Source organism: Streptomyces sp. NPDC054847 (assembly GCF_053610925.1).
The window spans coordinates 1-23,714 of record NZ_JBSGZJ010000011.1 but is presented as its reverse complement, the minus strand read 5'-3'; the positions used below and the strand labels follow the sequence as shown (position 1 = coordinate 23,714).

Sequence of the window (23,714 nt, the reverse complement as noted above, 5' to 3'; positions counted from 1 at the left end):
ACCCTCATGTTCCGTGTTTCCACCGAGGGTTTCTCCCTCGACGGCCGACCCCTGCGCCTGCTGTCCGGCGCGCTCCACTACTTCCGGGTGCTGCCCGAGCAGTGGCCCCACCGGCTGCGGATGCTCCGCGCGATGGGCCTCGACACCGTGGAGACGTACGTGCCGTGGAACCTCCACGAACCGCGCCCCGGCGTGTACGACTTCGACGGGATCGCCGACCTCGACCGGTTCCTGCACGCGACCCGCGAGGCCGGGCTGCACGCGATCGTCCGGCCCTCGCCGTACATCTGCGCCGAGTGGGAGAACGGCGGACTGCCCTGGTGGCTGCTCGCAGACCCGGAGGTACGCGCGCTGCGCTGCCAGGACGCGGCGTATCTCGCGCATGTGGACCGCTGGTTCGACCGGCTGATCCCCGTGGTCGCCGCCCACCAGGTCAGCCGCGGCGGGAACGTGCTCATGGTGCAGGTCGAGAACGAGTACGGGTCCTACGGCACGGACACGGGCTACCTGGAGCACCTGGCGGCCGGGCTGCGGTCACGCGGCATCGACGTGCCGCTGTTCACCTCCGACGGCCCCGACGACTTCTTCCTGACCGGCGGCACCCTCCCCGGGCACCTGGCCACGGTCAACTTCGGCAGCCGCCCGGCGGAGGCGCTCGCGGACCTGGCGCGGCTGCGCCCGGACGATCCCGCGATGTGCATGGAGTTCTGGTGCGGATGGTTCGACCACTGGGGCACCGACCACGTCGTACGTGACCCGGCCGACGCCGCGGGCGTCCTGGAGGAACTGCTGGCGGCCGGCGCCTCGGTCAACATCTACATGGCGCACGGCGGGACCAACTTCTCCACCTGGGCCGGCGCCAACACCGAGGACCCGGCGACCGGTACGGGCTACCGGCCCACCGTGACCTCGTACGACTACGACGCGCCCGTCGACGAGCGGGGAGCGGCGACCGAGAAGTTCTGGGCGTTCCGCAAGGTGCTGGAGCGGTACGCGGACGGGCCGCTGCCCGCTCCCGAGCCGCCGGCGCCGCTGCTGCCGGCCGGCGAGGTGGCGCTCGAGGAGTCCGTACGCCTATTCGACGTGCTGGACCTGCTGGCGGGGCCCGAGGTGCGGGCCGCGGAGCCGCCGTCGTTCGAGGAACTGGGCATCGGCCACGGTCTGGTGCTGTACGGCAGCCGGATACCGGGCCCGCGCGGCCCCTATCCCCTCTCGGTGCAGGGGCTCGCCGACCGTGCGCACGTCTTCGTGGACGGCGCGGAGGCCGGTGTGCTGGAACGGGACGCGGTCGAGTCGCTGCCCGGCATCGCCGTGGCCGGGCCGCACGCACGGGTGGAGCTGCTCGTCGAGTCGATGGGCCGGGTCAACTACGGCATCGCCCTCGGTGATCGCAAGGGGGTCGCCCGGGTGCTGCACACCCAGCAGATGCTCCACGGCTGGTCGGCGCGGGCCGTGGAACTCGGCCACGGCACGCCCGACGGTCTGCCGTGGGGGACGGCGGGCTCCGGCCCCGGGCCGGTCTTCCACCGGGGGTTCCTGGACGTCTCGGAGCCGGCCGACAGCTATGTGGCGCTGCCCGCCATGCGCAAGGGCTACGTCTGGGTCAACGGCTTCTGCCTGGGGCGCTACTGGGAGCGCGGCCCGCAGCGGACGCTCCATGTGCCGTGGCCGCTGCTGCGGCGGGGCCGCAACGAGATCGCCGTCCTGGAGCTGGACGGGCCGCTGCCCCGGGACCGCCGTCCGGTTGTGGAGCTGCGCGAGGCGCCCGAGCTCGGCTGAGGCGGGTCCGCGGCGGCGAGGCGGGCCGCGGCGGCCGGGTCCGAGCTGAGCGACCGAACACAAGGGATCGAAGTCGCGATCGTTTTTGCTCGTTTGTTCATTTGCTATTGACTCTGTTCGAAGCTGGCCGAAAGATGTGCAGCAACTCGCCGCCCCCTCGGGGGCTGTCCGGCGGGTCAGGGCCGGACGAGCCCCCAGGCCTCCCGTAGGAGCAGCGCTCATGCACACCACTTCCCGTACGTCCTCCATAGCCCTCGCGGCAGCCGTCGTGTCCCTCGCGGTCCTCGCCACGGCGTGTGGGGGCAACGGCGGCGGGGACCAGGCGGACGCCGGCACCGGCACCGCCGGCAAGCCCGTCGAGATCACCTACTGGTCCTGGATGCCCGGCACCAAGGACATGGCCGCGGCGTTCAACAAGAGCCACCCCGGCATCAAGGTCACCTTCGCGGAGATCCCCGCGGGGCTGAACGGCGGCTACGACAAGATCTCCAAGGCGGTGAAGGCGGGCAACGCGCCCGACGTCGTCAACGTCGAGTACCAGGCCGTCCCGGACCTCGTCACGCAGGGCCTGCTCCGCGACTCCTCCGCCGAGCTCGGCGACTCCGTCGAGAGCTACGCCCCCGAGGCCGTCCGCGACCTGGTCGAACTCGGCGGCAGGACCTGGGCCTCTCCCTACGACGTGGGCCCCCAGACGCTCTACTACCGGACCGACCTGTTCGAGCAGTACGGCATCGAGGTCCCCACGACGTGGGACGAGTTCAAGGCGGCGGCCGAGAAGGTGAAGACCGCCTCCAAGGGCGAGGCCCGCCTCCTCGACTTCTGGGGCGACGACACCGCCACCTGGGCCGGCCTCGCCCAGCAGGCGGGCGCCCGGTGGTACGGCTCCAGTGGCGACGCCTGGAAGGTGGACATCACCGACCCGGCCACCAAGAAGGTCGCCGACTACTGGAAGGACCTGGTCAAGCAGGACCTCGTGCTCAACCACAAGGCGTGGAGCCCCGAGGCGACCAAGGCCGTCACCGACAGCAGGGCGATCGCCCTGATCGGCGCGTCCTGGAGCGCCGGATCGATCAAGACGACGTACCCGAAGCAGCAGGGCAAGTGGGCCGAGGCCCCGCTCCCCCACTGGGGCGAGCCGGTGACCGGCGCCGTCGGCGGTTCCGCCTTCGCCATCACCAAGGACAGCAAGAAGGCCGCCGCCGCGGCGGAGTTCATCAAGTGGGCGACCACCGACGAGGAGGCGGTCAAGGCCCGTCTCGCCGCCGGGACGTCCAGCGCCCTGCCCGCCGCGGAGAAGCTGCGCGCCACCGCGAAGTCGACGTTCGACGCCTCATTCTTCGGCGGCCAGGACATCTACGCGGTCGCGGGCGAGCAGGTGCCGGCCATCGCCGCGGGCTGGAGCTGGAGCCCCGTGCACAACTCCACGACCATGACCATGCAGGCCGAGTTCGGCAAGGCGCAGAAGAGCGGCGAGTTCTGGGCCGCGTTCCAGGCCGGACAGGCGGCGGCGGAGAAGGCGATCACGGACCGGGGCCTGAAGCTCGCGAAGTAGTCCCCGCGTCGGGCCGGGCTCTCCCAGCCGGCCCGACGAGCCGATCGTCCCAAGGAGTTACCGCCGATGACACCCCGGCCCGGCCTCGGGCGGCGCAGCACACCGGTGCTCTTCATCGCCCCCTTCTTCCTCCTCTTCCTCGCCACCCTCGTCGCCCCCGTCGGCTACGCGGTGTGGATGAGCCTCTTCCGTGAACAGGCCACCTCGGGCCTGGGGTTCGGCGGCACGCAGACCCTCTTCGTCGGCGTCGACAACTATCTGCGCGCCTTCGGCGACCCCGGTTTCCGCCGCGGCTTCCTGCATGTGGCCCTGTACTGCCTGATCTACATCCCGGTCATGGTGGGCGGCGCGCTCCTCCTCGCCCTGCTGGTGGACTCCGCGATGGCCCGGGCGAAGAAGTTCTTCCAGCTCGCCTATTTCCTGCCGCACGCCGTACCCGGCCTGATCGCGGCGATCATCTGGGGCTTCCTCTACACGCCAGGACTCAGCCCGGTCATCGACCTCCTCTCCTCCTTGGGGGCCGACTGGGACTTCCTGGGGCCGGACGCGGTGATCTTCTCGCTCGTCAACGCCGCCGCGTGGCAGTGGATCGGCTACAACATGGTGATCTTCTACGCGGCCCTTCAGGCGGTGCCGAGGGAGACCCTCGAAGCGGCCACCGTGGACGGCGCGGGCGAGCTGCGGACCGGCTGGTCCGTGAAGCTCCCGATGATCCGGTCCTCCGTGGTGCTCACCATGCTGTTCACCGCCGTCGGCGCGATCCAGCTCTTCAACGAGCCGGAGGTGCTGCGCACCCGGGCGTCCTCGATATCCCAGGAGTGGAGCCCGGTGATGTTCATCTACCAGGCCGCCTTCACCGAACACGACTACGGCCTCGCCGCCGCCGCCTCACTGATGCTGGCGCTGCTCGGCGCCGCGCTCTCGTTCGTCATCACACGGCTCGGCAACCGCTGGAAGGAGGCGTGAGCATGCCCGCTCCGAGCACCTCCCCGGCCGCCTCGACCAGCACCTGGGCGTCGCGCACCGTCGTCAACACGCTGCTCGCCCTCGTCGCCCTGTACACTCTCATGCCGCTCAGCTGGCTGCTGGTCAACGCCACCAAGAACAACGGCGACCTGTTCGGCAGACCGGGTTTCCGCCTCGCCGAGTTCAACCTCTTTTCCAACCTCGCCGATCTCTTCGCGTACCAGGACGGGATCTTCGGCCGCTGGCTCGCGAACAGCATGCTGTACTCGGTCGCCGGCGCTCTCGCCTCGACCCTGATCTCGGTCCTCGCGGGCTATGCCTTCGACAAGTACGCCTTCCGGGGCAAGGAGAAGCTTTACGGCCTGGTGCTGCTGGGCATCCTCGTCCCGCACACGGTGATCTCGCTGCCCATGTACCTGATGGCCTCGGAGATCGGCCTGGTGAACACCTACTGGGCCGTGCTCGTCCCCGGCCTGGTCAATCCGTTCGGCGTGTATCTCGCGAGGGTCTTCGCGGAGAGCTACGTCCCCGGCGAGACCCTGGAGGCCGCCCGGATCGACGGCGCGGGAGAGCTGCGCACGTTCCGCTCCGTGGCACTGCCGATGCTGTCGCCCGCGTTCATGACGATCTTCCTCTTCTCGTTCACCGGCAGCTGGAACAACTTCTTCCTGCCGCTGGTCATGCTGAACGACTCCGCGCTCTATCCGGTGGGCCTCGGCCTGTTCAACTGGAACGCCACCCTCGCGCAGGAGCCGCAGTTCTACGCGTTCGTCATCACCGGCTCGCTGCTGTCCATCGTGCCGCTCGCCGCCGCCTTCGTCGCGCTCCAGCGCTACTGGCGCTCCGGCCTGACCGCGGGAGCCGTCAAGTGACGTCCGAGCACCACCCGTACCGCCGTCCCCGTACCGTCCTCGCGATGGATCTGCCGGTCAGCCGGGCCCTGTTCGACGACGCGGCACTCGCCCGGCTTCTCGCCGTCGCGGACACCGATCCGTCGTGCGTGGTCGGCGACTTCGCCGACCCGGCGGTCGCGGGCCGGCTCGCGGAGGCGGAGGCCCTCTTCACCGGCTGGGGCTGCCCGCCGCTGACCGCCGGGGCACTCGAGCGGATGCCCCGGCTCCGTACGGTCGTGCACGCGGCCGGGTCCGTGAAGCACCACATCACCGACGCCTGCTGGCAGCGGGGCATCACGGTCGCCTCCGCGGCGCAGGCCAACGCCCTGCCGGTCGCCGAGTACACGGTCGCCGCGGTCCTCTTCGCCGGGAAGCGGGTGCTGCACACGGCGCGCGTGTACCGGGAGCAGCGCCGCTGGGTGAGCCCCATCGACGTCATCGGCTCCGGCGGCAACTACGGCCGTACGGTCGGGGTGGTCGGCGCTTCCCGGATCGGGCGGCGGGTGGTCGAACTGCTGCGTCCGTACGACCTGCGGATCCTGCTGCACGACCCGTACCTCCCGGCTGAGGAGGCGCAGCGGCTCGGCGCCCTCCCGGTGGATCTGGACACCCTCGCCCGCCGCAGCGACGTGGTGACCCTGCACGCCCCGGAGCTGCCGGAGACCCGCCACCTGTTCGACCGTGCCCGGCTCGCGGCGCTGCCGGACGGAGCCACGGTCGTGAACACGGCGCGGGGCTCGCTCGTGGACACCGCCGCCCTGGCCGACGAGCTGGTCTCCGGCCGGCTGAACGCCGTCCTCGACGTGACGGACCCGGAGGTCCTGCCGGCCGACTCCCCGCTGTACGACCTGCCGAACGTACTGCTCACGCCCCATGTGGCGGGCTCACTCGGCAACGAGCTGGGCCGTATGACGCACGCGGCGCTGGACGAGCTGGAGCGGTACGGGCGTGGTCTGCCGTTCGCCGATCCGGTCCACCCGGAAGCACTTGCCCGGTCCGCGTGACCGGCGGGGCGGCCCCGCACGACGGCCGGCCGGCAGTTCCTCCGGGTAACGCCGGCCGGTCGTCCCGGCAAGGGGCGGTCGCTCAGTCGGGGCGGGCGAAGAGCCGGCCCAGCTTGTCGCCCCAGGCACGCCGGTCCGCCAGCCGCAGTCCCTCCCACACGGTCACCTGGTTCGCGGTGAGCACCGGCTTGCCCAGCGCCTCCTCCAGGTCGGCCAGGTGGGCGATGGTGTGCAGGGCCGTGTCGGGCATCAGCACCACGTCCGCGTTGGGATGGTCGGCCGAACGGGCGAGGTCGAGGACCTGCTCACGGCCCCAGGTACCGACCTCCTCGGCCGTCAGGATGCCGGCGTCCCGGCCCGAGACGACCACGGCGCCGGACTTCTCGAGAAACGCCGCGAAGTACTCGGTGACGTCCGCCGGATAGGTGGCGGCGATCGCGACCCGCGGCGTACCGAGGTGCCGCACGGCGTTCACGAAGCCGAACGAGGTGCTGGACGCGGGCATCCCCGCCGCCTTGGCGAGTTCGCGGACCTGCTCGTGGGCGCCTTCCCACCCGAGGACGAAGCTTCCGCTGGTGCACGCCCACACCACCGACTCGGCCCCCTCCAGCCGCAGCGCCTCCACACCGGCGGCGAGCCGCTCCGGCGAGCCCATCTTCAGCAGCGCGTCGACGCGGTGCGCGTCCTCGCCGATGTCGGTGTGGATGATGGGCAGCCTGATGTCGCTGTCCAGCAGGACCTCGAGCCGTGGGTAGTCGTCCTCCGCGGAGTGTCCCGGGTAGAGAAGTCCGACCGTCGTCATGTCCAGCCTTCCTGTTCTTCGGGCTCCGGCTGCCCGTCCGGCAGCGTCCCCGCGAGTGCCTCCGGCTCCATGAGAAGTGCCTGGTAGGGGCCGACGGCCCGGGAGCCGATGGCACGCAGCGCGGCCCACATCGTCACCTGGTTGGCGGACAGCACCGGCATCCTCAGTTCGGCCTCCAGCTGCGGGATCGTGTCGTACGTCGCCAGGTTGGTGCAGCTGATGAACAGCGCGTCGGCCGCACCGACCACCGCCGTTCTCGCCATGTCGACCACCGCCCGGTACGGCACCTTCCAGATGTGGCGGGTCAGGCCCAGAAAGGCGCAGCCCGTCACCGTCACTCCAGCTTCTCCCAGATAGGCCTCCAGTGAGCGGGTGACCGATTCCGTATAGGGCGTGACCAGGGCTATCCGGCAGGCGCCGAGCTCCTCCAGCGCTTGGAGCAGCGCCCCGGAGGTGGTGAGGGAGGGCACCTCGCCCGCCGCGTTCATCACCTCGCACATGGCGCGTTCCCCGGCGAGGCCCCCCACAAAACTGCCCGAGGCGCAGGCGTACGCGATGACCTCGGGCTCGGACGCGCCGAGCGCCCGTACGGCCTCACGCAGCGTCTCGTGCTCGCTCACCAGACGGGCCAGGTCGAGGGAGACCCCCACGGGCACGAAAGGGGTGCGCGTCAGACGCAGCGAGACGTCGTCGGGGACCCAGCGCCACAGCTCGCGGTCGAGCGCGAAGTCGAACGGGGCGACCACACCCACGCCGTGCTGCGGCTGCGGTCCACCCAGAAAGGAGACATCCATCGCAGGCCCCCTTGGTGTCTTGTTGACGACGGTAGGTTCGGGTGCGAGCGTGGTCAATCCGTACATGTCAGACGTGAGGAAGCGGTTTCCGCCCGATGTCCGAACCGAAACTTCTCGTACTGGCCGCCGACCCGTTGCCGCGGCTCGGCCGGCTGACCGGAAAGGTCCGTGTGGCCTACGCGGACGAGGAGACTCTCGCTGACCAACTGCCTTCCGCGGACGCCTTGTTGGTGTGGGACTTCACCTCCGACGCGGTCCGTCGGGCCTGGCCGGGCGAGGGCCCGAGACCGCGCTGGGTGCACACCCCGAGCGCCGGAGTGGACCGGCTGCTCTGCCCGGAACTGGCCGAATCCGACACCGTCGTGACCAACGCCCGCGGAATCTTCGAGGCGCCCATCGCCGAATACGTGGCCGCCCTGGTCCTGGCGATGGCCAAGGACCTGCCCGGCACGCTCGACCTCCAGCGGCAGCGGCGCTGGCGCCACCGCGAGGGCCTGTCGGTGGCCGGGACACGGGCGGCTGTGGTCGGGGCGGGACCCATCGGCCGGGCCATCTCCCGCACGCTCAGGGCGCTCGGGGTCCGCACCGCCGTCGTCGGCCGGACGCCCCGCGACGGCATCCACGGCGTCCGCGACCTCGATCCGCTGCTGGCCCGGGCGGACTGGGTGGTGTGCGCGGCGCCCCTCACCGACGACACCCGGGGCATGTTCGACGCCCGGCGCTTCGACCTGATGCAGCCCTCCGCGCGCTTCGTGAACATCGGACGCGGACCGCTGGTGGTCGAGAGCGACCTCGTCGCCGCGCTCGACAAGCGGTGGATCGCCGGAGCCGCCCTCGACGTCTTCGAGCAGGAGCCGCTCCTGCCCGACAGTCCGCTGTGGGACACGCCGGGCCTGATCGTCTCTCCGCACATGAGCGGAGACACGGTCGGCTGGCGCGACCGGCTGGGGGAACAGTTCGTCGACATGTACGAGCTGTGGTCCGCCGGAAAGCCCCTTCCGAACGTGGTGGACAAGAAACGTGGGTACGTCCCCATGCATGACGACTCGCCTGACTGACCTCACCGCACGTCGACTGCTGGCCGGCTACCGAAAGGGCGAATTCTCCCCCGTCGAGGCGACCCGCGCGGCACTGGAACGGATCGAAGAGACGGAACCACGGGTCAACGCCTTCGTCCGGGTCGACGCGGAGGAGGCCATGGCCCAGGCGGAGGCGTCGGCGCGGCGATGGCACCGCGGTGAGCCGGAAGGGCTGCTGGACGGGGTGCCCGTCACGGTGAAGGACATCCTGCTGCAGCGCGGCGGCCCCACACTGCGCGGCTCATGGACCATCGGCGGTGACGGCCCCTGGGACGAGGACGCGCCGTCGGTCGCCAGGCTGCGCGCCCACAACGCGGTGTTCCTCGGCAAGACGACGACCCCCGAGTTCGGCTGGAAGGGCGTCACCGACTCTCCCCGGCACGGGGTGACCCGCAACCCCGCGGACCCGTCGCGCACCGCGGGCGGCTCCAGCGGCGGGAGCGCGGCGGCCGTGGCACTGGGCGCGGGCGCGCTGTCGCTCGGGACGGACGGCGGCGGCTCGGTCCGTATCCCGGCCTCCTTCTGCGGCGTCTTCGGGCTCAAACCGACGTACGGGCGGGTGCCGATGTATCCATCGAGCCCCTTCGGGACGCTGGCCCACGTCGGGCCGCTGACACGGGACGCGGCGGACGCGGCGCTGATGCTCGACGTGATCACCGGCGAGGACTGGCGGGACTGGTCCCACCTGGGCCCCTCCTCCTCGGTGGCCGCGGGCCTCGCCGAGGGCGTCAAGGGCCTGCGGATCGCGTACTCACCGTCGTTCGGCGGCCAGGTCGCGGTACGGCCCGCCGTGGCGGCGGCGGTACGGCGGGCCGTGGGCGCGCTGGCGGAGGCCGGCGCGTACGTGGAGGAGACCGACCCCGACTTCACCGATCCCGTCGAGGCCTTCCACACCCTGTGGTTCAGCGGCGCGGCCCGGTTGGTGCAGCACCTGGGCACGAAGCACCGCGAACTGCTCGACCCCGGCCTCCGGGAGATCGTCGCGGCCGGGGCGGAGTACAGCGCGCTCGACTATCTGGCGGCGGTCGACACACGGATGGCGCTGGGCCGGCGGATGGGCCGCTTCCACACGTCGTACGACCTGCTGGTCACGCCGACGCTGCCGATCACGGCGTTCGAGGCGGGCGCGGAGGTCCCCGCGGGCTCACCGCACCACCGCTGGACGGGGTGGACCCCGTTCACCTACCCCTTCAACCTGACGCAGCAGCCCGCGGCGTCGGTGCCGTGCGGCACGGACGACGCGGGCCTGCCGATCGGCGTCCAACTGGTCGGACCACGGCACGCGGACGCGGTGGTGCTGCGCGCGGCGCACACGCTGTACGAGTCCGGCGTACCGGGACTGTGACCGCTACGCCCGCCGGAAGGACAGCGTCTCCCCCGCCGCCCCCGTCCGCCACAGGTCCTGGCACGCGTCGGCCATCACGTCGAGCCCATCCACGACCTCGCCCCAGACGATGCCCGGCACCCACCCGGTGTCCCCGTTCAGCAGCAGGTTGTTGCGCTCGTAGAACAGCGCGAGGTCCACGACCGTCGCCCGCCCCCGGTGCGCGGCGGAGGCCCCGTAGCCGTAGGAGTCCGTGCCCAACTGCACGTCCGTGAAGGTGAAATAGCACAGATCGCCCGGGATGGGAGTGACCGTCGGGTTCTCCAGCGGTGGCTCCTGCGCGGCGAAGGCCGGCAGCAGCGCATAGATCTCATTGCGCGCGTATTTCGCGTGGTAGACATCTCCGGCGAGCGGCAGTGCCTCCCACACCGCCGCGCAGGTCAGCGGGGCTTTGTCGAAGAGCAGGCGGGCGGTGCACTCCACGCCTCGCTTGCTCAAGGCAACGGTCAGGTATCGGTCGGCCATTACGTACGCATACCCGACGAGCGCCCGGGTAGCCGCGCGCCCATGGCTCGTACAAGACAACCAGGATCGATGAGCAGACGCGCCCTGTTGCTCGGCACGGCGGCCGCCGGCGCGCTGACCGTCGCCGGTGCGGCGGGGTGCAGTCGTGTGCCTTCCGGCGACGCGCTGGCCCGGCTGAAGTCCCAGGGCACCGTGCGCCTCGGCATCGCGGGCGAGGTGCCCTACGGCTATGTCGATGAACAGGGCGAGTTCACGGGCGAGGCCCCTGAGCTGGCCCGGGTCATCTTCCAGCGGCTCGGGATAGACAGTGTCCAGCCGGTCGCGACCGACTTCGCCTCCCTCATACCCGGGCTGAACTCGCAGCAGTTCGATGTGGTCTCCGCGGGGATGTACATCAACAAGGAGCGGTGCGCGCAGGTCATCTTCGCCGACCCCGAGTACCAGATGCTCGACTCGTTCATCGTGCGCAAGGGCAACCCGAAGAACCTGCGCACCTACGAGGACGTGGTGAGGACAAAGGCGAAATTCTCCACCGGAACGGGCTACGCCGAGATCGCCTACGCGGTCGCCGCGGGCATTCCGGAGAAGGACATCGTCATCCTCCAGGACCAGGTGGCCGGGCTGAACGCCGTCGAGTCCGGACGCGTGGACGTCTTCGCGGGCACGGCACTGACCGCCCGCGAGGTGGTGAAGAAGAGCTCCAAGGCGGAGGCGACCGAGCCGTTCGCGGCCGTCATCGACGGCGAGAAGCAGATCGACGGCGGCGGGTTCGCGTTCCGGCCGACGGACACCGAACTGCGTGACGCCTTCAACGTCGAGATCCACAAGATGAAGAAGAGCGGCGAGCTCTTCCGCATCCTGAAGCCGTTCGGCTTCACGAAGAACGAGATGACCACGCTCACTGCCGAGGAGCTGTGCCGATGACAGCCGGACTCTGGCAGAACTGGGTGCTGCCCGGTATCTGGATCACCGTTCAACTGCTGGTCTACAGCGCGGCGCTGGCGGCCGTCGTCGCCTTCGCCGTCGGCACGGCACGCACCCACCGCTCGCGGACCGTCCGCTTCCTGGCGGGCTTCTACACCGAGATCTTCCGGGGCACCTCCGCGCTGGTGCTGATGTTCTGGCTGTTCTTCGTGGTGCCCCCGCTGATGGGCCGGCAGCTCGTCCCCATGTGGGCCGCCGTGCTGGCACTCGGCCTGTCGTACGGCGCGTACGGCGCCGAGATCGTGCGAGGCGCGCTGAACTCGGTGGCCGTCGCACAGCGCGAGGCGGGCATCGCGCTGAGCTTCACGCCGTGGCAGCGGCTGCGGCTGATCCTGCTGCCGCAGGCGGTGCCGGAGATGATGCCGTCGTTCTGCAACCTGCTGATCGAGCTGCTCAAGGGCACGGCCCTGGTGTCGCTGCTGGGTGTGGGCGACGTCTCCTTCGCCGCCTACCTGGTGCGGCTGGCCACCCAGGAGAGTGCGCAGATCTACACGATCAGCCTGGTCATCTACTTCGTGCTCGCCTTCGCCCTGACGCGTTCCATGAAGGCGCTGGAGCGCAGGACCAAACGGAACATCGGCATCGAGTCGCCGCCCGGTCTGCTCGGCGGCCTGTTCGCCAAGGGCCCGGGCAGTGAGCGCGCCGAGGACAAGCTCGCCGGTACCGCGGTGGCGGGGGGTGCTTCGAAGTGACCTGGGACTGGTCCGCGATCGCGGACTTCATGCCGCGCTTCTGGGACGGCGTGCTGATCACGCTGCAGGTGCTGGTGCTCGGCTCGTTGATCTCGTTCACCCTCGGCCTCGTCTGGGCGATCGCGTTCAGGGCGCCGACCCGTTTCGTCCGGTGGCCGGTGAACCTCGTCACCGAGTTCATCCGCACCACCCCGCTGCTGGTGCAGCTGTTCTTCCTCTACTTCGTGCTGCCGGAGTGGGGCGTGCAGTTCTCCGCCCTGACCACGGGCACGATCGCGATCGGGCTGCACTACTCGACGTACACCGCGCAGGTCTACCGCGCCGGCATCGAAGCCGTGCCGCCCGGGCAGTGGGAGGCGGCGACGGCACTGAGCCTGCCCGCCCACCGCACCTGGATCGCGGTCGTCCTGCCGCAGGCCGTGCGCCGGATCACGCCTGCGCTCGGCAACTACGTCATCGCGATGCTCAAGGACACTCCGCTGCTCGCCGCCATCGGCGTGCTGGAGCTGCTCCAGCAGTCGCGGCTGGAGAGCGCGTCGACGTTCCAGTACACCGAGCCGCTGACCCTGATCGGCATCGCCTTCGTCCTCATCGCCTATCCGGCTTCACTTCTCGTACGAGCCCTGGAGCGCCGCCTTGTCCGCTGACCTCACCGGCACCACGCCCGACACCCTGATCCGGTTCGACAACGTCACCAAGAGATTCGGCGACAACACGGTTCTCGACGACCTCTGCTTCACGGTCCGCCCGGGCAAGCACGTCACGCTGATCGGTCCGTCCGGCTCGGGCAAGACCACGATCCTGCGACTGCTGATGACTCTGGAGAGGCCCGACGAGGGCACGATCCAGGTGAACGGCAACCGGCTCTACCCGGCCCCCGAGAAGGAGCGCCGCGAGGCGCGCAAGAAGATCGGCATGGTCTTCCAGCAGTTCAACCTGTTCCCCAACATGACCGTGCTGCGGAACCTGACGGAGGCCCCGGTCCGGGTTCTGGGTCTATCCAAGGACGAGGCCGAGGTGCGCGCCAAGGAGCTCCTCGACCTGGTGGGGCTGGCCGACCGCTGCGACGCGAAGCCGACGCAGCTCTCCGGCGGCCAGCAGCAGCGGGTGGCGATCGCCCGGGCGCTGGCCATGCGGCCGCAGGTTCTGCTGCTCGACGAGGTCACCTCGGCGCTCGACCCCGAGCTGGTCGCCGGCGTGCTGGACCTGCTGCGCGACATCGCGCGCACCACGGACATCACGATGCTCTGTGTGACCCATGAGATGAATTTCGCCCGTGACATCTCCGACGACGTGCTCATGTTCGATGCCGGGAAGGTGATCGAGTCCGGTCCGCCGGAAAAAATCTTCTCGGATCCGGAGCACGAACGTACTCGCGAATTCCTCGGTGCGGTGCTCTGACCTCTTACTCCGTCGATCAGGAATGCCTCTGACATATGCCATGGTGATGCGCCCCAGCGTGTGACGCGGGGCGCCTCATCATTTACGCCAACAGACGCCCAATGAACGGGTCTTGGCGGCTATCGTGGTAGGGAAGCTTGCGGTAACAACCTGCTAGGGGGAAACCGTGGCGCTGAAGCCCGAGCCGACCGCGCCGTTCCACTCGGTGCAATACGTCTTGCGCGTCCTGGAGACGATCTCCAAGCACAGTGGCGGAGTCACCGACGTCCAGATCGCACGGGAGACCGGCCTGCCGACCGGCCACCTCGCCCCGCTGCTGGCCATGCTCCGCCGCGAGGCGTATGTGGAGCAGGTCGCCGACGGCGCCTATGTGATCGGCGAATCGCTGGTCCTGCTGGGCTCCGGCGCCACCCGCAAGGAGGCGCTGGCGGCCAAGCTCCAGGACACCCTGACCGAGCTGCGCGACTCGGTCGGCGCCGCCGTCTACATCAGCCGTTACATCGACGGCGAGGTCAAGATCACCCAGTTCGCCGACGGCCCGGGCACGCCCAAGGTGAACGAGTGGGTGGACTTCCGCTCCGCCGCCCACGCCAGCGCGGTCGGCAAGTGCCTGCTGACCCAGCTCGACGTGAACGGCCGCCGCGACCATCTCTCCCGGCACAAGATCGCCCGCCTTACGTCGCGCACGATCACCAGCGAGCGGCTGCTCTTCTCCAAGCTGGACAGCCAGCCGCCGACGGTCCCCGTCCTGGACCTCCAGGAATACGCGGTGGGCACCGTCTGCGCCGCCGTACCGTTGACGGCCGGCTCCTCCGTGGGCTGTCTGGCGCTCTCCCTCCCGGTCGAGCACGCGCACCGGCTGCGCTCGGCCGCCGCCACCCTGAACCGCCGGGCGGCCCCGGTGGTGCTCTCGCTCGCGATCTAGAGCCGTCCGCGGCGCCGCCTCCTAGTACCTGGTCCGGAGCACCCCTTCGGACCAGGTACTATTAATGAGTCAGCCGCGGAGCGGCAGACGAAAGAGGCGCCGCTAGCTCAGTTGGTTAGAGCAGCTGACTCTTAATCAGCGGGTCCGGGGTTCGAGTCCCTGGCGGCGCACAACCAAACCCTGTGGGGCATTCCGGTGATCCGGGATGCCCCACAGGGTTTTCCGTGCGAGGTGCGCCTCGGCCGTTCGGCGCCGGCCCCTTGCCCCGATGTGGCCCTCCTCACAGCTCGTACGGATAGAGGGCCACCTTCTCCCGCTCCGCGTGGATGTCGATCCATGTCCCGAGGGCCCCGTCCGGCAGCGGGCCGGCAAGGTCCAGGAGGATCAAGGTCCCCGCCAGGTCCAGGACGGCGGCGGCACGGGCGACCTCGTCGAGCCGGCCGCGCAGCAGCAGACCGTCCGGCAGCGGGCCGATCCGGTAGGACTGCTCGGGGGCGGGATGCGTGTTGGCCAGCCAGGCCACGTCCTCGTCGACCGTCCACTCGGCGTCGTACCGGCCGGGCAGCGCGGCGGGGTCACCGCACCAGCGGGCGACGACCGGTCCGATGGGGGTGCGGGCGTGAGCGAGGCACAGTCCGCCGGGGAGCTGTTCGGTTTTCTCCAGATCGATCAGCATGGCTGTGGGCGGCCCTCCGGACGGCGGAGGAGGGATCGATTCACGGTCATCCGATGATCCTGCCAGGTGCACCCGCTTTCCATGACCATCACGGGGCACAACGGGCACACGACCGCGGCGACCCCCGGCGGAAGGGGTCGCCGCGGTGTGACCGGCCTGCGGTCAGAACTGCACGTCGGAGCAGGCGTAGAAGGCGTTCGCCGTGTCGTGCACCGTCCACACCGCCAGGATCAGATGGCGGCCCGACCGCTGGGGAAGGTTGCCGGAGTGGGACAGGGTGGCCGGCGGCTGCTGACCGCCGTAGGGGATGGTCAGGAAGGGCTGCGACTCCAACGCGGCCCTGGTCAGCGGCTGGCTCGGGTTCCAGCCGGCCTTGGTGATGAAGTACTTGAAGTCGGTGGTGCGGTGCCTGGCGGTGAACTGCCAGCGGAAGGTGTAGTTCTGGCCCGAACTGACCTTGGTGGTGGGCCACGCCCCGCCGCGCGGGTTGTCCAGTTCGGCGAACTGGCCGTTGCCGCCCGCACAGATCTTGCCGTCGGCCGGACCCGCGGCCGGGAAGCCCTTCGGGCCCTCGACGCTCTGCGGCTCCCACTGGATCTGGCCGCAGTTGCTCACCGTCTTGTTGGCGCAGAGCTTCTGCCGGCTGATCGGTGAGTCGGTGTAGCCGTGGCTGCTCGCGCTGCCGGTGGCGAGCAGAGTCGCACCCGTCACGACGAGGCCGACCGCGGCCGCGCCTATCTTCTTTCGCATGCTTGGCTCCTGGTAGAACGTGGGGGAGTTCCGAGGCACTTGCTGCACGCGTGCGGTATCGCTTGTTCCGGTCTAGACCAAGTTCCAATGTATTGACGCCCGTTGGTGTTGTCCAGACCAATCACGGGGCCTCGACGGCACCCGCCCGACCCGTGTAGAAGGCAACGGTCAGATCCTTGACCAGTGCCTTGCGCTCGTAGTCGTCCAGATCGACCAGTCCACGCGCCGTCAGCCGGCCCACCGTCTCCTCGACCGCGTCCACCACCGAAGTCAGCACGGTGTTCCGGTGCTTGGCGTCGATGGCCGCGACGCGGCGGCGCTGCATCGCCGCCGCCACCTCCGGCGCGTAGTCGATGGCCACCGGCTGCGCGGAGAAGACCTCGATCCCCACCGCCGCACACTGTGCCACCAGCATCTTCGTCAGTCTGTCCCCGACCGCCTCCGCGTTGCGCAGGGTCGGCACCGCCGGGAGGAAGGCGTCGGCGGGCAGTTGCGAGAAGACCCGTGCGGTGGCCGCCTCCACCTGTTCCCGCAGATACGCCTCGTGGTCGGCGACGCCGAGCACGGCGCGCGCCGTGTCCTTGACCCGCCACACCACCAGCACCACCGCACGCAGCGGCGTTCCCTCGGCATCGACGACGGCCATCGGCTCGCTGCGCCAGTGCCGCAGCCGTACGTCGATCCGCCGGCGCAGCACCAGCGGGCTGACCCACACCAGCCCGGTACGCCGCACGCTGCCGCGGTAGTCGCCGCAGAGCGTGAGCACCCACGCCCGGCCGACCTCGCCCCGCCCGAGTCCGCCGAGCGAGAACAGCGCAAGGATCACCCCGAGCGTGAGCAGGCACCACAACCAGATCCCGATGCCCCCGTACGGCGGCGGGGTCAGCCCGAACGGCGTCGCGAGCGCGTCCGGCACCGCACCCGTCCCCCAGATCACCGCACCGATCCCGGCCAGCGAGCAGCCGCCCGCGACGAGCGCCGTCCACCCCGGCAGTACGGGTCCGGGGCGCTCGGCGAGCTGCGGATCGACGGACGGCGCGGGCCGGGCCGCGGCGGCGGACTTCCGCGGTCCTGGCTGCTGCGGTCCGGGCTTCTGCCGCTCCGGCTTCGGGGGTCGGGACCCGTCCTGGCCCGGCCGGCGCGGATCGGGCCCGTCCGGGTGCTCGTGGGGGCGGCGCTTGGTCGGATCGGCCTGGTCCGTATCGGCCTTCCGGGCGTCTGCCTTCCGGGCGTCTGCCTTCCGCAGATCCGTCTTCCGCAGATCCGTCTTCCGCAGGTCCGTCTTCTGCAGGTCCGTCTTCTGCAGGTCGAGGGTGCCCGGCTCGGTGTCGGGCCGGGCGCCCTCGGGCGTGGCGGGCGGCTCGTGCCCGACCCTCGGCTGCTCCCCCGTGCCCTGCCGCCGGGAGACGACGGTGGGCCGCAGCGGGGCCGCGTCGTCCCTGAACAGCAGGTGGACGGGGATCTCGGTCGTGGTCTCGCTCGCGATGACGAAGTTGCGCCGCGGGCTCTCGGACGGCACGGTGCCCTCCGGCTCCGACGTCGTGGTGTTCATGCCTGCCGCCTTAGCTGGTCGCTGTTGTGTCGTCGGGTGTGCTCGTGTCCGGTGCCGTGGGACCGGGTCCTAGGAGAAGAGACGCCTCCAGGTCTCCGGCCCCGGATAGCCGTCCGCCTCCTTGCCCCGCCAGCCCTGGGCGCGCTGGAACGCCTGGACGTTGCGGCGGTCCGCCTCGCGCCAGCGCGGGTCCGGTCCGGACGAGTAGTGCTTGCCGTAACCGCGCTCGACCAGGCGCTTGCCGAGTTGGGTGACGTACGCGCTGGAGCGGCCGGGCCGGAAGTGGGCGCGCCCGGGGAAGGCCGGCTTGCCGGCGTTCGGACCGTTCGTCGCCGGCTTCGCCGCGGGGATGTGCTTCCCCTGCTTGTTCACCAGCAGCCGCCAGGTGTGCGGCCCCGGATAGCCGTCCGCCTCCTTGCCGCGCCAGCCCTGGGCGCGCTGGAACGCCTGGGTCGCCCGCCGGTCGGCCTCCGTCCAGCGCGGATCGGGCCCCTCGCGGTAGAACCGCTTGCCGCCGCGCGCCACGAGCATCTCGCCGAGGCGCGTGACGGACGCGTTGTCCGTGCCGGGTCCGAAGCGGGAGACGCCCGGGAACGGAACGGCGTCCCGCTGCCCCCCGCCGGCGCCGGTGCCGAGGCCCTTGTAGCGGTAGGCGACGTAGGAGGCGGAGTTGTTCCAGTAGGCCATCGGCGTGGCCTGTTTGCGGGTGTGCGGCTTGGTCTGCTCGTACGCCGTGTAGTAGGTGTGCGTGTAGTCGGTCCAGCCGCCGAAGATCGTGACGTGCGAGCCGCCCGACGGGTCGGCGGGATTGTGGAAGAGCAGGATGTCCCCGGCCTGGAGATCGTCGCGCATGATCCGGTCGCCGAACTGGGCGAGGCTTCCGGTCCACTCGTTCTTCGCCAGGTTCCAGGCCATCGACACATAGCCGGAGCAATCCTGGCGGTACCCGTCGGACCAGTACTTCGACATGCTGTACGGCACCTTGGCGTCGACCCATTTCTTGGCGCGGTTGATGATCTCCGCGCGGGTGCTGGCGCGCAGCGGCGCCTTCGTGGTGGCGGGCCGGCCGGCGGGGCCGTGCAGCGGCGCGGTGCCGCCCTGCTCGGTGGGCGGCCCCGGGTCCACGGTCCGCTCCCCGGATCGCACGGCGGCGGGCGAGGCGTTCTTCGCCGTCGCCCCCGTTCCCGTGGCTCCCAGGACGACCCCGGCGGCGGTGACCACGACCAGCGCCCTGCGGCGGCCCTGCGCCGAGAGGTGTTCCCCGGCGGCGAGCGTGCGGCGGCGGTGCGCGCAGCCCGCGCAGTCGCAGTCCGCGGCGGGCTCGAACTCCTCGAAGACCGGTACGGCAGCCATGTCTGTCCCCTCCGCACTCAGCAAGATCTTCTGACGATGTTTCACGGGCGCCAGTGTCCCAGCGGTCTGGACATAATGCATTTTGACGGATCAAAGGTTAAAAACGATGATTCGACAGGCCGTGGCGCGCCCTCGCGACGCGGGTGTCGGCACGGAGCACCCCCGGAGTTCCGGTAGAGTTCTCCAGGTCAGCAGGCGCCGCTAGCTCAGTTGGTTAGAGCAGCTGACTCTTAATCAGCGGGTCCGGGGTTCGAGTCCCTGGCGGCGCACGCGCAACCGAGGCCCCCTCGCCACAGGCGAGGGGGCCTCGGTCGTACCGCCGACGCTCTCATGGCCGTGCGTACGATCATTTCCGGCCAATGCCTACCGGTCGGAAACCTCCGGCCCGAGAGGGTGTCAAATCGCGCATACGATCGGTTAACGGCCCGTTTCACCCTTGCGATCATGACGGGGCTCCGAGAACCTATGGTGGAGCCGGTCACCCCAATTGGACGCCCGGTTTGGGCAGTTGGGTGCGGTTTCGGGGGCCGCTTCCGGTGCGCGGAGCAAGGGGCGGGGGCCCTGTCACGGTCGGAACACGAGGCGGGCATCATGCAACCGAAGGGTGACCGTTTCATGTCTGTAGGGACGGTGGCCAGCCACCACTGACACGCCCGGGACAGCAGGTACAGGGGATCCTGCGGCCCCAGGTGACACGACCGACCACAGCACGCGCCGACCCCGCGTGCGGGGGGATGATCAATGACGTCGATGCCGGACGGCACCGGGCAGCCGGAAGACTCTTCGCGGACCACCCAGTTGCGGGTGCCCGCGCACCTGCGTGCCGCCACCGCGCGGCTGCGCCCCAGGAAGGCGCTGCCGCGCTACGACTACGAGCACTACAGCCGGCTGGCGGGCCCCCTCACGCAGCCCGACCCGAACCGGCCGTACAAGGTCCGGTACCGCTCCCTGCTCTCGCAGGAGCCCCACCGGATACGTGCCGCGCTGCTGCTCGGCGCGGCGCCGCTGCTGTCGCTGGGCCTGTTCGCCTGGCTGATGCAGCCGCAGCACTGGACCGACCGCGACCCGAACCTCAAGAACGACCTGCTGCTCGTCCTCGACATCGTCATGCTCGTGTCGATCGGTCTGATCGAGCTGTTCCGGACGATGAACGTGCTGTCCAACGCCCACGCGACGCTGGTGGCACGCGACCCGGTGCCGGTGGTGCCGGAATCCGGCACCCGCGTCGCCTTCCTCACCTCCTTCGTGCCGGGCAAGGAGCCCCTGGAGATGGTGACGAAGACCCTGGAGGCGGCGGTGAAGATCCGGCACCGGGGTCCGATGCACGTCTGGCTCCTCGACGAGGGCGACGACCCGGCCGTCAAGGAGGTCTGCGCCCGTCTCGGTGTCCACCACTTCTCCCGCAAGGGCGTCGCCAGGTGGAACCAGGAGAAGGGCGCGCACCGGGCGAAGACCAAGCACGGCAACTACAACGCCTGGCTCGAGGCGCACGGCGGCGACTACGACTTCTTCGCCTCCGTCGACACCGACCACGTCCCGCTGCCCAACTACCTGGAGCGGATGCTCGGCTACTTCCGCGACCCGGACGTCGGCTTCGTCATCGGCCCGCAGGTCTACGGCAACTACGACACCTTCGTCACCAAGGCCGCCGAGTCGCAGCAGTTCCTCTTCCACGCCCTGATCCAGCGGGCGGGCAACCGCTACGGCGCACCGATGTTCGTCGGCACGTCCAACGCCGTGCGCATCAGGGCCATCAAGCAGATCGGCGGCCTGTACGACTCGATCACCGAGGACATGGCCACCGGCTTCGAGATGCACCGCGCCACGAACCCGGCCACCGGCAACAAGTGGCGCTCGGTCTACACGCCCGACGTCCTGGCCGTCGGCGAGGGCCCCACGGCCTGGACCGACTTCTTCACCCAGCAGCTGCGCTGGTCCCGCGGCACGTACGAGACGATCCTCAAGCAGTACTGGAAGGGCTTCGGCACTCTGCCGCCCGGCAAGCTCTTCAACTACACGATGATGATCATCTTCTATCCGATGTCGGCCCTCAACTGGATCCTCGCGGCGCTGAGCTGCGCGCTGTTCCTGGGCATGGGCGCCTCCGGCGTGCAGATCGACCCGGCCATCTGGATGATGCTCTACGGCAACGCCTCCGCCCTCCAGATCGGCCTGTACATCTGGAACCGCCGGCACAACGTGTCGCCGCACGAGCCGGAGGGCTCCGGCGGTCTCGCCGGCATGGTGATGTCGGCGCTCTCCGCGCCCATCTACGCCCGTTCGCTGATGGACGCCGTACTGCGGCGCAAGAGCTCGTTCGTGGTGACCCCCAAGGGCGACTCGTCCAGCCCCGACACCCTGTTCGGCACGTTCCGCATCCACCTGTTCTTCATCGCCGTCTTCGGGGGCTCGCTCGCCTCGTCGTTCTGGTTCGGGCACAACCATCCGGCGATGATCACCTGGGCGTCGCTGGCGCTGCTGATCACGGCCGCGCCCATCTTCGCCTGGCGGCACGGCATCGCCGCGGAGAAGAAGAAGCGCAGGAGAGGGCGCACGGGAGACGGGCCCCCGGACGGGCCGGGCTCCGGCGGACCTCATGTGCCGCAGCAACGGCCCCGCTTCGCGGACCCCCGACCAGGTCCCGGAGCGGCCACGGACCAGACCATGCAGATCGCCCTTGGGGGACGTAAGAAATGAGCACGATGCCCGCGCGGCCGAACCACCGCAAGAACCGCGCCCGCCGAATAGCCATCGGCGCGGCGGTGATCGTGGTGGTCGCCGGGTTCAACGGGCCCGCCATCTGGCGCTTCGGCTCGGAGCAGTACCACGACTACGAGATCAACAAGCCGGAGTACAAGGCGGCGAACGGACACTGGGACTTCCTCGACGTCCCCTCCGAGTTCAGGATCAACAGCATCCACGCCGCGCTGCTGCACACCGGCAAGGTGCTGCTCATCGCCGGCTCCGGCAACAACCAGAAGAACTTCGACGCCAAGAAGTTCGAGTCGGTGCTGTGGGACCCGGAGACGAACAAGTTCAAGAAGATCCCCACCCCCAAGGACATGTTCTGCGCCGGGCACACCCAGCTGCCCGACGGCAAGCTGCTGGTCGCGGGCGGCACCAAGCGGTACGAGAAGCTCAAGGGCGACGTCACCAAGGCCGGCGGCCTGATGATCGTCCACAACGAGGACCCGGACGCGCCCAAGACCCTGCCCGCGGGCACCAAGTTCACCGGGAAGAAGAACGGCAGGACGTTCGTCTCCAAGGACCCGGTCCTGGTGGAGAAGGCGAAGAAGATCTTCGACCCGAAGACCGGCCGCTTCCTGCGCACCGAGGCGGGCCTCGGCCGCATCTACGTCGAGGCCGAGCAGTCGGGCAAGCAGTACGAGACCGGCACCGAGGACAACTACCGTGTGCAGGGCCTCAAGGGATCCGACGCTCGCAACGTCTACGGCATCGCCCAGAAACTCGCCCTCGACAAGAAGGACTTCCAGGGCATCAAGGAGGCCTTCGAGTTCGACCCGGTCGCGGAGAAGTACGTCCCCGTCGACCCCATGAACGAGGCCCGCTGGTATCCCACGCTGACCACCCTCGAGGACGGCAAGGTCCTCTCGCTCTCCGGCCTCGACGAGATCGGGCAGATCGTGCCCGGCAAGGACGAGATCTACGACCCGAAGACGAAGACCTGGGAGTACACCGGGGTCATCAGGAAGTTCCCCACCTACCCGGCGATCTTCCTGATGGACAACGGCAAGCTGTTCTACTCCGGCTCCAACGCCGGTTACGGGCCCGCCGAAGTGGGCCGCGACCCGGGCGTCTGGGACCTGGACACCAACAAGTTCACCAAGATCCCCGGCCTGTCCGACCCCGACCGGATGGAGACCTCCGCGACGGTCATGCTGCCGCCGGCCCAGGACCAGAAGTTCATGGTCATCGGCGGCGGCGGGGTCGGCGAGTCGGAGAAGTCGAGCGAGAAGTCCCGGCTGGTCGATCTCAAGGCCGACAACCCCCGCTTCAAGGACGGACCCTCGCTGGACAGGGGCACCCGCTACCCGAGCGCCTCGCTGCTGCCCGACGACTCCGTACTCGTCACCGGCGGCTCGGAGGACTACCGGGGGCGCGGCGGATCCGATGTGCTCCAGGCCCGCACGTACAACCCGAAGACGGGGACGTACAAGCGCGTCGCCGACCCGGCCGTGGGCCGCAACTACCACTCCGGTTCCGTGCTGCTGCCCGACGGGCGAGTCATGATCTTCGGCTCGGACTCCCTCTTCTCCGACAAGGCCAACACCCGGCCGGGCGTCTTCGAGCAGCGCATCGAGATCTACACCCCGCCCTACCTCTACCGGGACAGCAGGCCCGAGGTGACCGGCGGGCCGAAGACGATCGGACGCGGCGAGAAGGGCACCTTCAAGGTCAAGAGCGGGAAGGCACTGAAGACGGCGAAGCTGATGCGTCCCAGCGCGGTCACCCACGTCACCGACGTCGACCAGCGCTCGATCGCGCTGGACATGAAGAAGACCGCGGACGGCGTGGAGATCACCGTGCCCAGGAACAGGGCACTCGTGCCGTCCGGTTACTACATGTTCTTCGTGACGGACGAGGCCGGCACACCGTCCGAGGCGGTGTGGGTCGAGGTCCCGTAACGGCCCCTGAACGCGGG

21 protein-coding genes and 2 tRNA genes are annotated in these 23,714 nt (G+C 69.8%); 16 read left to right on the top strand and 7 right to left on the bottom strand.

The annotated features are described in order from the left end of the window. Positions 1 to 6: 6 nt before the first annotated feature. The 5 genes from ACWGH4_RS02895 to ACWGH4_RS02875 all read left to right on the top strand — a co-directional run bounded on the left by ACWGH4_RS02895 (position 7) and on the right by ACWGH4_RS02875 (position 6,194). Positions 7 to 1,779 (top strand): glycoside hydrolase family 35 protein, encoded by a 1,773-nt coding sequence (locus ACWGH4_RS02895; RefSeq protein WP_453454772.1) that lies wholly within the window; start codon positions 7 to 9, stop codon positions 1,777 to 1,779. A 220-nt stretch (positions 1,780 to 1,999) separates the two neighbouring features. After that, complete coding sequence (locus tag ACWGH4_RS02890) at positions 2,000 to 3,331, top strand: ABC transporter substrate-binding protein (RefSeq protein ID WP_453454769.1); 1,332 nt, start codon at positions 2,000 to 2,002, stop codon at positions 3,329 to 3,331. Positions 3,332 to 3,397: 66 nt separating this feature from the next. Continuing rightward, positions 3,398 to 4,297, top strand: a complete 900-nt coding sequence (locus tag ACWGH4_RS02885) for a carbohydrate ABC transporter permease (protein WP_453454767.1) — start codon at positions 3,398 to 3,400, stop codon at positions 4,295 to 4,297. 2 nt (positions 4,298 to 4,299) lie between these two features. Further along, positions 4,300 to 5,169, top strand: coding sequence for a carbohydrate ABC transporter permease (locus tag ACWGH4_RS02880; RefSeq protein ID WP_453454765.1), 870 nt, complete (start codon positions 4,300 to 4,302; stop codon positions 5,167 to 5,169). 44 nt (positions 5,170 to 5,213) lie between these two features. Next, on the top strand, positions 5,214 to 6,194 hold the full coding sequence (locus tag ACWGH4_RS02875; RefSeq protein ID WP_453454798.1) for a hydroxyacid dehydrogenase: 981 nt from the start codon (positions 5,214 to 5,216) through the stop codon (positions 6,192 to 6,194). Positions 6,195 to 6,276: 82 nt separating this feature from the next. Here ACWGH4_RS02875 and ACWGH4_RS02870 read toward each other — a convergent pair whose 3' ends face one another. Both ACWGH4_RS02870 and ACWGH4_RS02865 read right to left on the bottom strand, forming a co-directional pair. After that, entirely contained in the window at positions 6,277 to 6,996 is a 720-nt protein-coding gene (locus ACWGH4_RS02870; protein ID WP_453454762.1) for a maleate cis-trans isomerase family protein, read from the bottom strand. After that, the gene (locus ACWGH4_RS02865) at positions 6,993 to 7,790 is read right to left on the bottom strand and encodes a maleate cis-trans isomerase family protein (RefSeq protein ID WP_441265571.1); all 798 of its coding nucleotides are present in this window, start codon (positions 7,788 to 7,790) and stop codon (positions 6,993 to 6,995) included. Before ACWGH4_RS02865 ends, ACWGH4_RS02870 begins: the two co-directional genes overlap by 4 nt. Before the next feature lie 95 nt (positions 7,791 to 7,885). Between ACWGH4_RS02865 and ACWGH4_RS02860 the strand changes: the two genes are divergently transcribed. Together ACWGH4_RS02860 and ACWGH4_RS02855 are read left to right on the top strand one after the other, a co-directional pair. Beyond that, positions 7,886 to 8,848, top strand: a complete 963-nt coding sequence (locus ACWGH4_RS02860) for a D-2-hydroxyacid dehydrogenase (protein WP_453454758.1) — start codon at positions 7,886 to 7,888, stop codon at positions 8,846 to 8,848. Further along, complete coding sequence (locus ACWGH4_RS02855) at positions 8,829 to 10,214, top strand: amidase (RefSeq protein ID WP_453454756.1); 1,386 nt, start codon at positions 8,829 to 8,831, stop codon at positions 10,212 to 10,214. The genes ACWGH4_RS02860 and ACWGH4_RS02855 overlap by 20 nt, the downstream gene beginning before the upstream one ends. 3 nt (positions 10,215 to 10,217) lie before the next feature. Here the strand turns inward: ACWGH4_RS02855 and ACWGH4_RS02850 are convergent, their stop codons facing one another. Then, positions 10,218 to 10,718, bottom strand: coding sequence for a DUF3830 family protein (locus ACWGH4_RS02850; RefSeq protein WP_453454754.1), 501 nt, complete (start codon positions 10,716 to 10,718; stop codon positions 10,218 to 10,220). A gap of 69 nt (positions 10,719 to 10,787) precedes the next feature. Here ACWGH4_RS02850 and ehuB point away from each other — a divergent pair, with 69 nt between their 5' ends. From ehuB to ACWGH4_RS02820, 6 genes are all read left to right on the top strand, one after another. After that, positions 10,788 to 11,642 (top strand): ectoine/hydroxyectoine ABC transporter substrate-binding protein EhuB, encoded by an 855-nt coding sequence (gene ehuB, locus ACWGH4_RS02845; protein ID WP_441265567.1) that lies wholly within the window; start codon positions 10,788 to 10,790, stop codon positions 11,640 to 11,642. Further along, complete coding sequence (gene ehuC / locus ACWGH4_RS02840; RefSeq protein ID WP_441265566.1) at positions 11,639 to 12,394, top strand: ectoine/hydroxyectoine ABC transporter permease subunit EhuC; 756 nt, start codon at positions 11,639 to 11,641, stop codon at positions 12,392 to 12,394. Before ehuB ends, ehuC begins: the two co-directional genes overlap by 4 nt. After that, complete coding sequence (gene ehuD, locus ACWGH4_RS02835; protein WP_441265565.1) at positions 12,391 to 13,041, top strand: ectoine/hydroxyectoine ABC transporter permease subunit EhuD; 651 nt, start codon at positions 12,391 to 12,393, stop codon at positions 13,039 to 13,041. Before ehuC ends, ehuD begins: the two co-directional genes overlap by 4 nt. Further along, a complete protein-coding gene (ehuA, locus tag ACWGH4_RS02830) occupies positions 13,031 to 13,795 on the top strand; it encodes an ectoine/hydroxyectoine ABC transporter ATP-binding protein EhuA (protein WP_453454749.1) in 765 nt (254 codons plus the stop codon). The genes ehuD and ehuA overlap by 11 nt, the downstream gene beginning before the upstream one ends. A gap of 166 nt (positions 13,796 to 13,961) precedes the next feature. Next, positions 13,962 to 14,720: an IclR family transcriptional regulator gene (locus ACWGH4_RS02825; RefSeq protein ID WP_453454746.1), complete on the top strand. Its 759-nt coding sequence runs from the start codon at positions 13,962 to 13,964 to the stop codon at positions 14,718 to 14,720. Between the two features lie 96 nt (positions 14,721 to 14,816). After that, positions 14,817 to 14,890: transfer RNA gene (locus ACWGH4_RS02820), tRNA-Lys, on the top strand. Between the two features lie 110 nt (positions 14,891 to 15,000). Here ACWGH4_RS02820 and ACWGH4_RS02815 read toward each other — a convergent pair. The 4 genes from ACWGH4_RS02815 to ACWGH4_RS02800 all read right to left on the bottom strand — a co-directional run bounded on the left by ACWGH4_RS02815 (position 15,001) and on the right by ACWGH4_RS02800 (position 19,051). Next, the gene (locus ACWGH4_RS02815; protein WP_453454742.1) at positions 15,001 to 15,396 is read right to left on the bottom strand and encodes a hypothetical protein; all 396 of its coding nucleotides are present in this window, start codon (positions 15,394 to 15,396) and stop codon (positions 15,001 to 15,003) included. Positions 15,397 to 15,558: 162 nt separating this feature from the next. Then, a complete protein-coding gene (locus tag ACWGH4_RS02810; RefSeq protein WP_189467560.1) occupies positions 15,559 to 16,146 on the bottom strand; it encodes a lytic polysaccharide monooxygenase auxiliary activity family 9 protein in 588 nt (195 codons plus the stop codon). Positions 16,147 to 16,267: 121 nt separating this feature from the next. Then, positions 16,268 to 17,698: an SPFH domain-containing protein gene (locus ACWGH4_RS02805; RefSeq protein WP_453454739.1), complete on the bottom strand. Its 1,431-nt coding sequence runs from the start codon at positions 17,696 to 17,698 to the stop codon at positions 16,268 to 16,270. Between the two features lie 69 nt (positions 17,699 to 17,767). After that, entirely contained in the window at positions 17,768 to 19,051 is a 1,284-nt protein-coding gene (locus tag ACWGH4_RS02800) for a peptidoglycan-binding protein (RefSeq protein ID WP_453454736.1), read from the bottom strand. Positions 19,052 to 19,246: 195 nt separating this feature from the next. Here ACWGH4_RS02800 and ACWGH4_RS02795 point away from each other — a divergent pair. The 3 genes from ACWGH4_RS02795 (at position 19,247) to ACWGH4_RS02785 (ending at position 23,697) form a co-directional block, all read left to right on the top strand. After that, a tRNA-Lys gene (locus tag ACWGH4_RS02795) sits at positions 19,247 to 19,320 on the top strand. A gap of 472 nt (positions 19,321 to 19,792) precedes the next feature. Further along, a complete protein-coding gene (locus tag ACWGH4_RS02790) occupies positions 19,793 to 21,748 on the top strand; it encodes a glycosyltransferase (RefSeq protein ID WP_441265560.1) in 1,956 nt (651 codons plus the stop codon). Next, a complete protein-coding gene (locus ACWGH4_RS02785) occupies positions 21,745 to 23,697 on the top strand; it encodes a galactose oxidase-like domain-containing protein (protein WP_453454733.1) in 1,953 nt (650 codons plus the stop codon). Before ACWGH4_RS02790 ends, ACWGH4_RS02785 begins: the two co-directional genes overlap by 4 nt. The last annotated feature ends 17 nt before the right edge of the window (positions 23,698 to 23,714 follow it).

Coding starts and splice junctions, on each gene's coding strand:
- ACWGH4_RS02865 (WP_441265571.1), bottom strand. CDS start 7,790: ATGGATGTCTCCTTTCTGGGTGGACCGCAGCCGCAGCACGGCGTGGGT.
- ACWGH4_RS02800 (WP_453454736.1), bottom strand. CDS start 19,051: ATGGCTGCCGTACCGGTCTTCGAGGAGTTCGAGCCCGCCGCGGACTGC.
- ACWGH4_RS02890 (WP_453454769.1), top strand. CDS start 2,000: ATGCACACCACTTCCCGTACGTCCTCCATAGCCCTCGCGGCAGCCGTC.
- ACWGH4_RS02880 (WP_453454765.1), top strand. CDS start 4,300: ATGCCCGCTCCGAGCACCTCCCCGGCCGCCTCGACCAGCACCTGGGCG.
- ACWGH4_RS02790 (WP_441265560.1), top strand. CDS start 19,793: ATGACGTCGATGCCGGACGGCACCGGGCAGCCGGAAGACTCTTCGCGG.
- ACWGH4_RS02860 (WP_453454758.1), top strand. CDS start 7,886: ATGTCCGAACCGAAACTTCTCGTACTGGCCGCCGACCCGTTGCCGCGG.
- ehuC (WP_441265566.1), top strand. CDS start 11,639: ATGACAGCCGGACTCTGGCAGAACTGGGTGCTGCCCGGTATCTGGATC.
- ACWGH4_RS02805 (WP_453454739.1), bottom strand. CDS start 17,698: ATGAACACCACGACGTCGGAGCCGGAGGGCACCGTGCCGTCCGAGAGC.
- ACWGH4_RS02875 (WP_453454798.1), top strand. CDS start 5,214: ATGGATCTGCCGGTCAGCCGGGCCCTGTTCGACGACGCGGCACTCGCC.
- ACWGH4_RS02895 (WP_453454772.1), top strand. CDS start 7: ATGTTCCGTGTTTCCACCGAGGGTTTCTCCCTCGACGGCCGACCCCTG.
- ACWGH4_RS02855 (WP_453454756.1), top strand. CDS start 8,829: ATGACGACTCGCCTGACTGACCTCACCGCACGTCGACTGCTGGCCGGC.
- ACWGH4_RS02815 (WP_453454742.1), bottom strand. CDS start 15,396: ATGCTGATCGATCTGGAGAAAACCGAACAGCTCCCCGGCGGACTGTGC.
- ACWGH4_RS02850 (WP_453454754.1), bottom strand. CDS start 10,718: ATGGCCGACCGATACCTGACCGTTGCCTTGAGCAAGCGAGGCGTGGAG.
- ACWGH4_RS02810 (WP_189467560.1), bottom strand. CDS start 16,146: ATGCGAAAGAAGATAGGCGCGGCCGCGGTCGGCCTCGTCGTGACGGGT.
- ACWGH4_RS02885 (WP_453454767.1), top strand. CDS start 3,398: ATGACACCCCGGCCCGGCCTCGGGCGGCGCAGCACACCGGTGCTCTTC.
- ACWGH4_RS02870 (WP_453454762.1), bottom strand. CDS start 6,996: ATGACGACGGTCGGACTTCTCTACCCGGGACACTCCGCGGAGGACGAC.
- ehuB (WP_441265567.1), top strand. CDS start 10,788: ATGAGCAGACGCGCCCTGTTGCTCGGCACGGCGGCCGCCGGCGCGCTG.
- ACWGH4_RS02785 (WP_453454733.1), top strand. CDS start 21,745: ATGAGCACGATGCCCGCGCGGCCGAACCACCGCAAGAACCGCGCCCGC.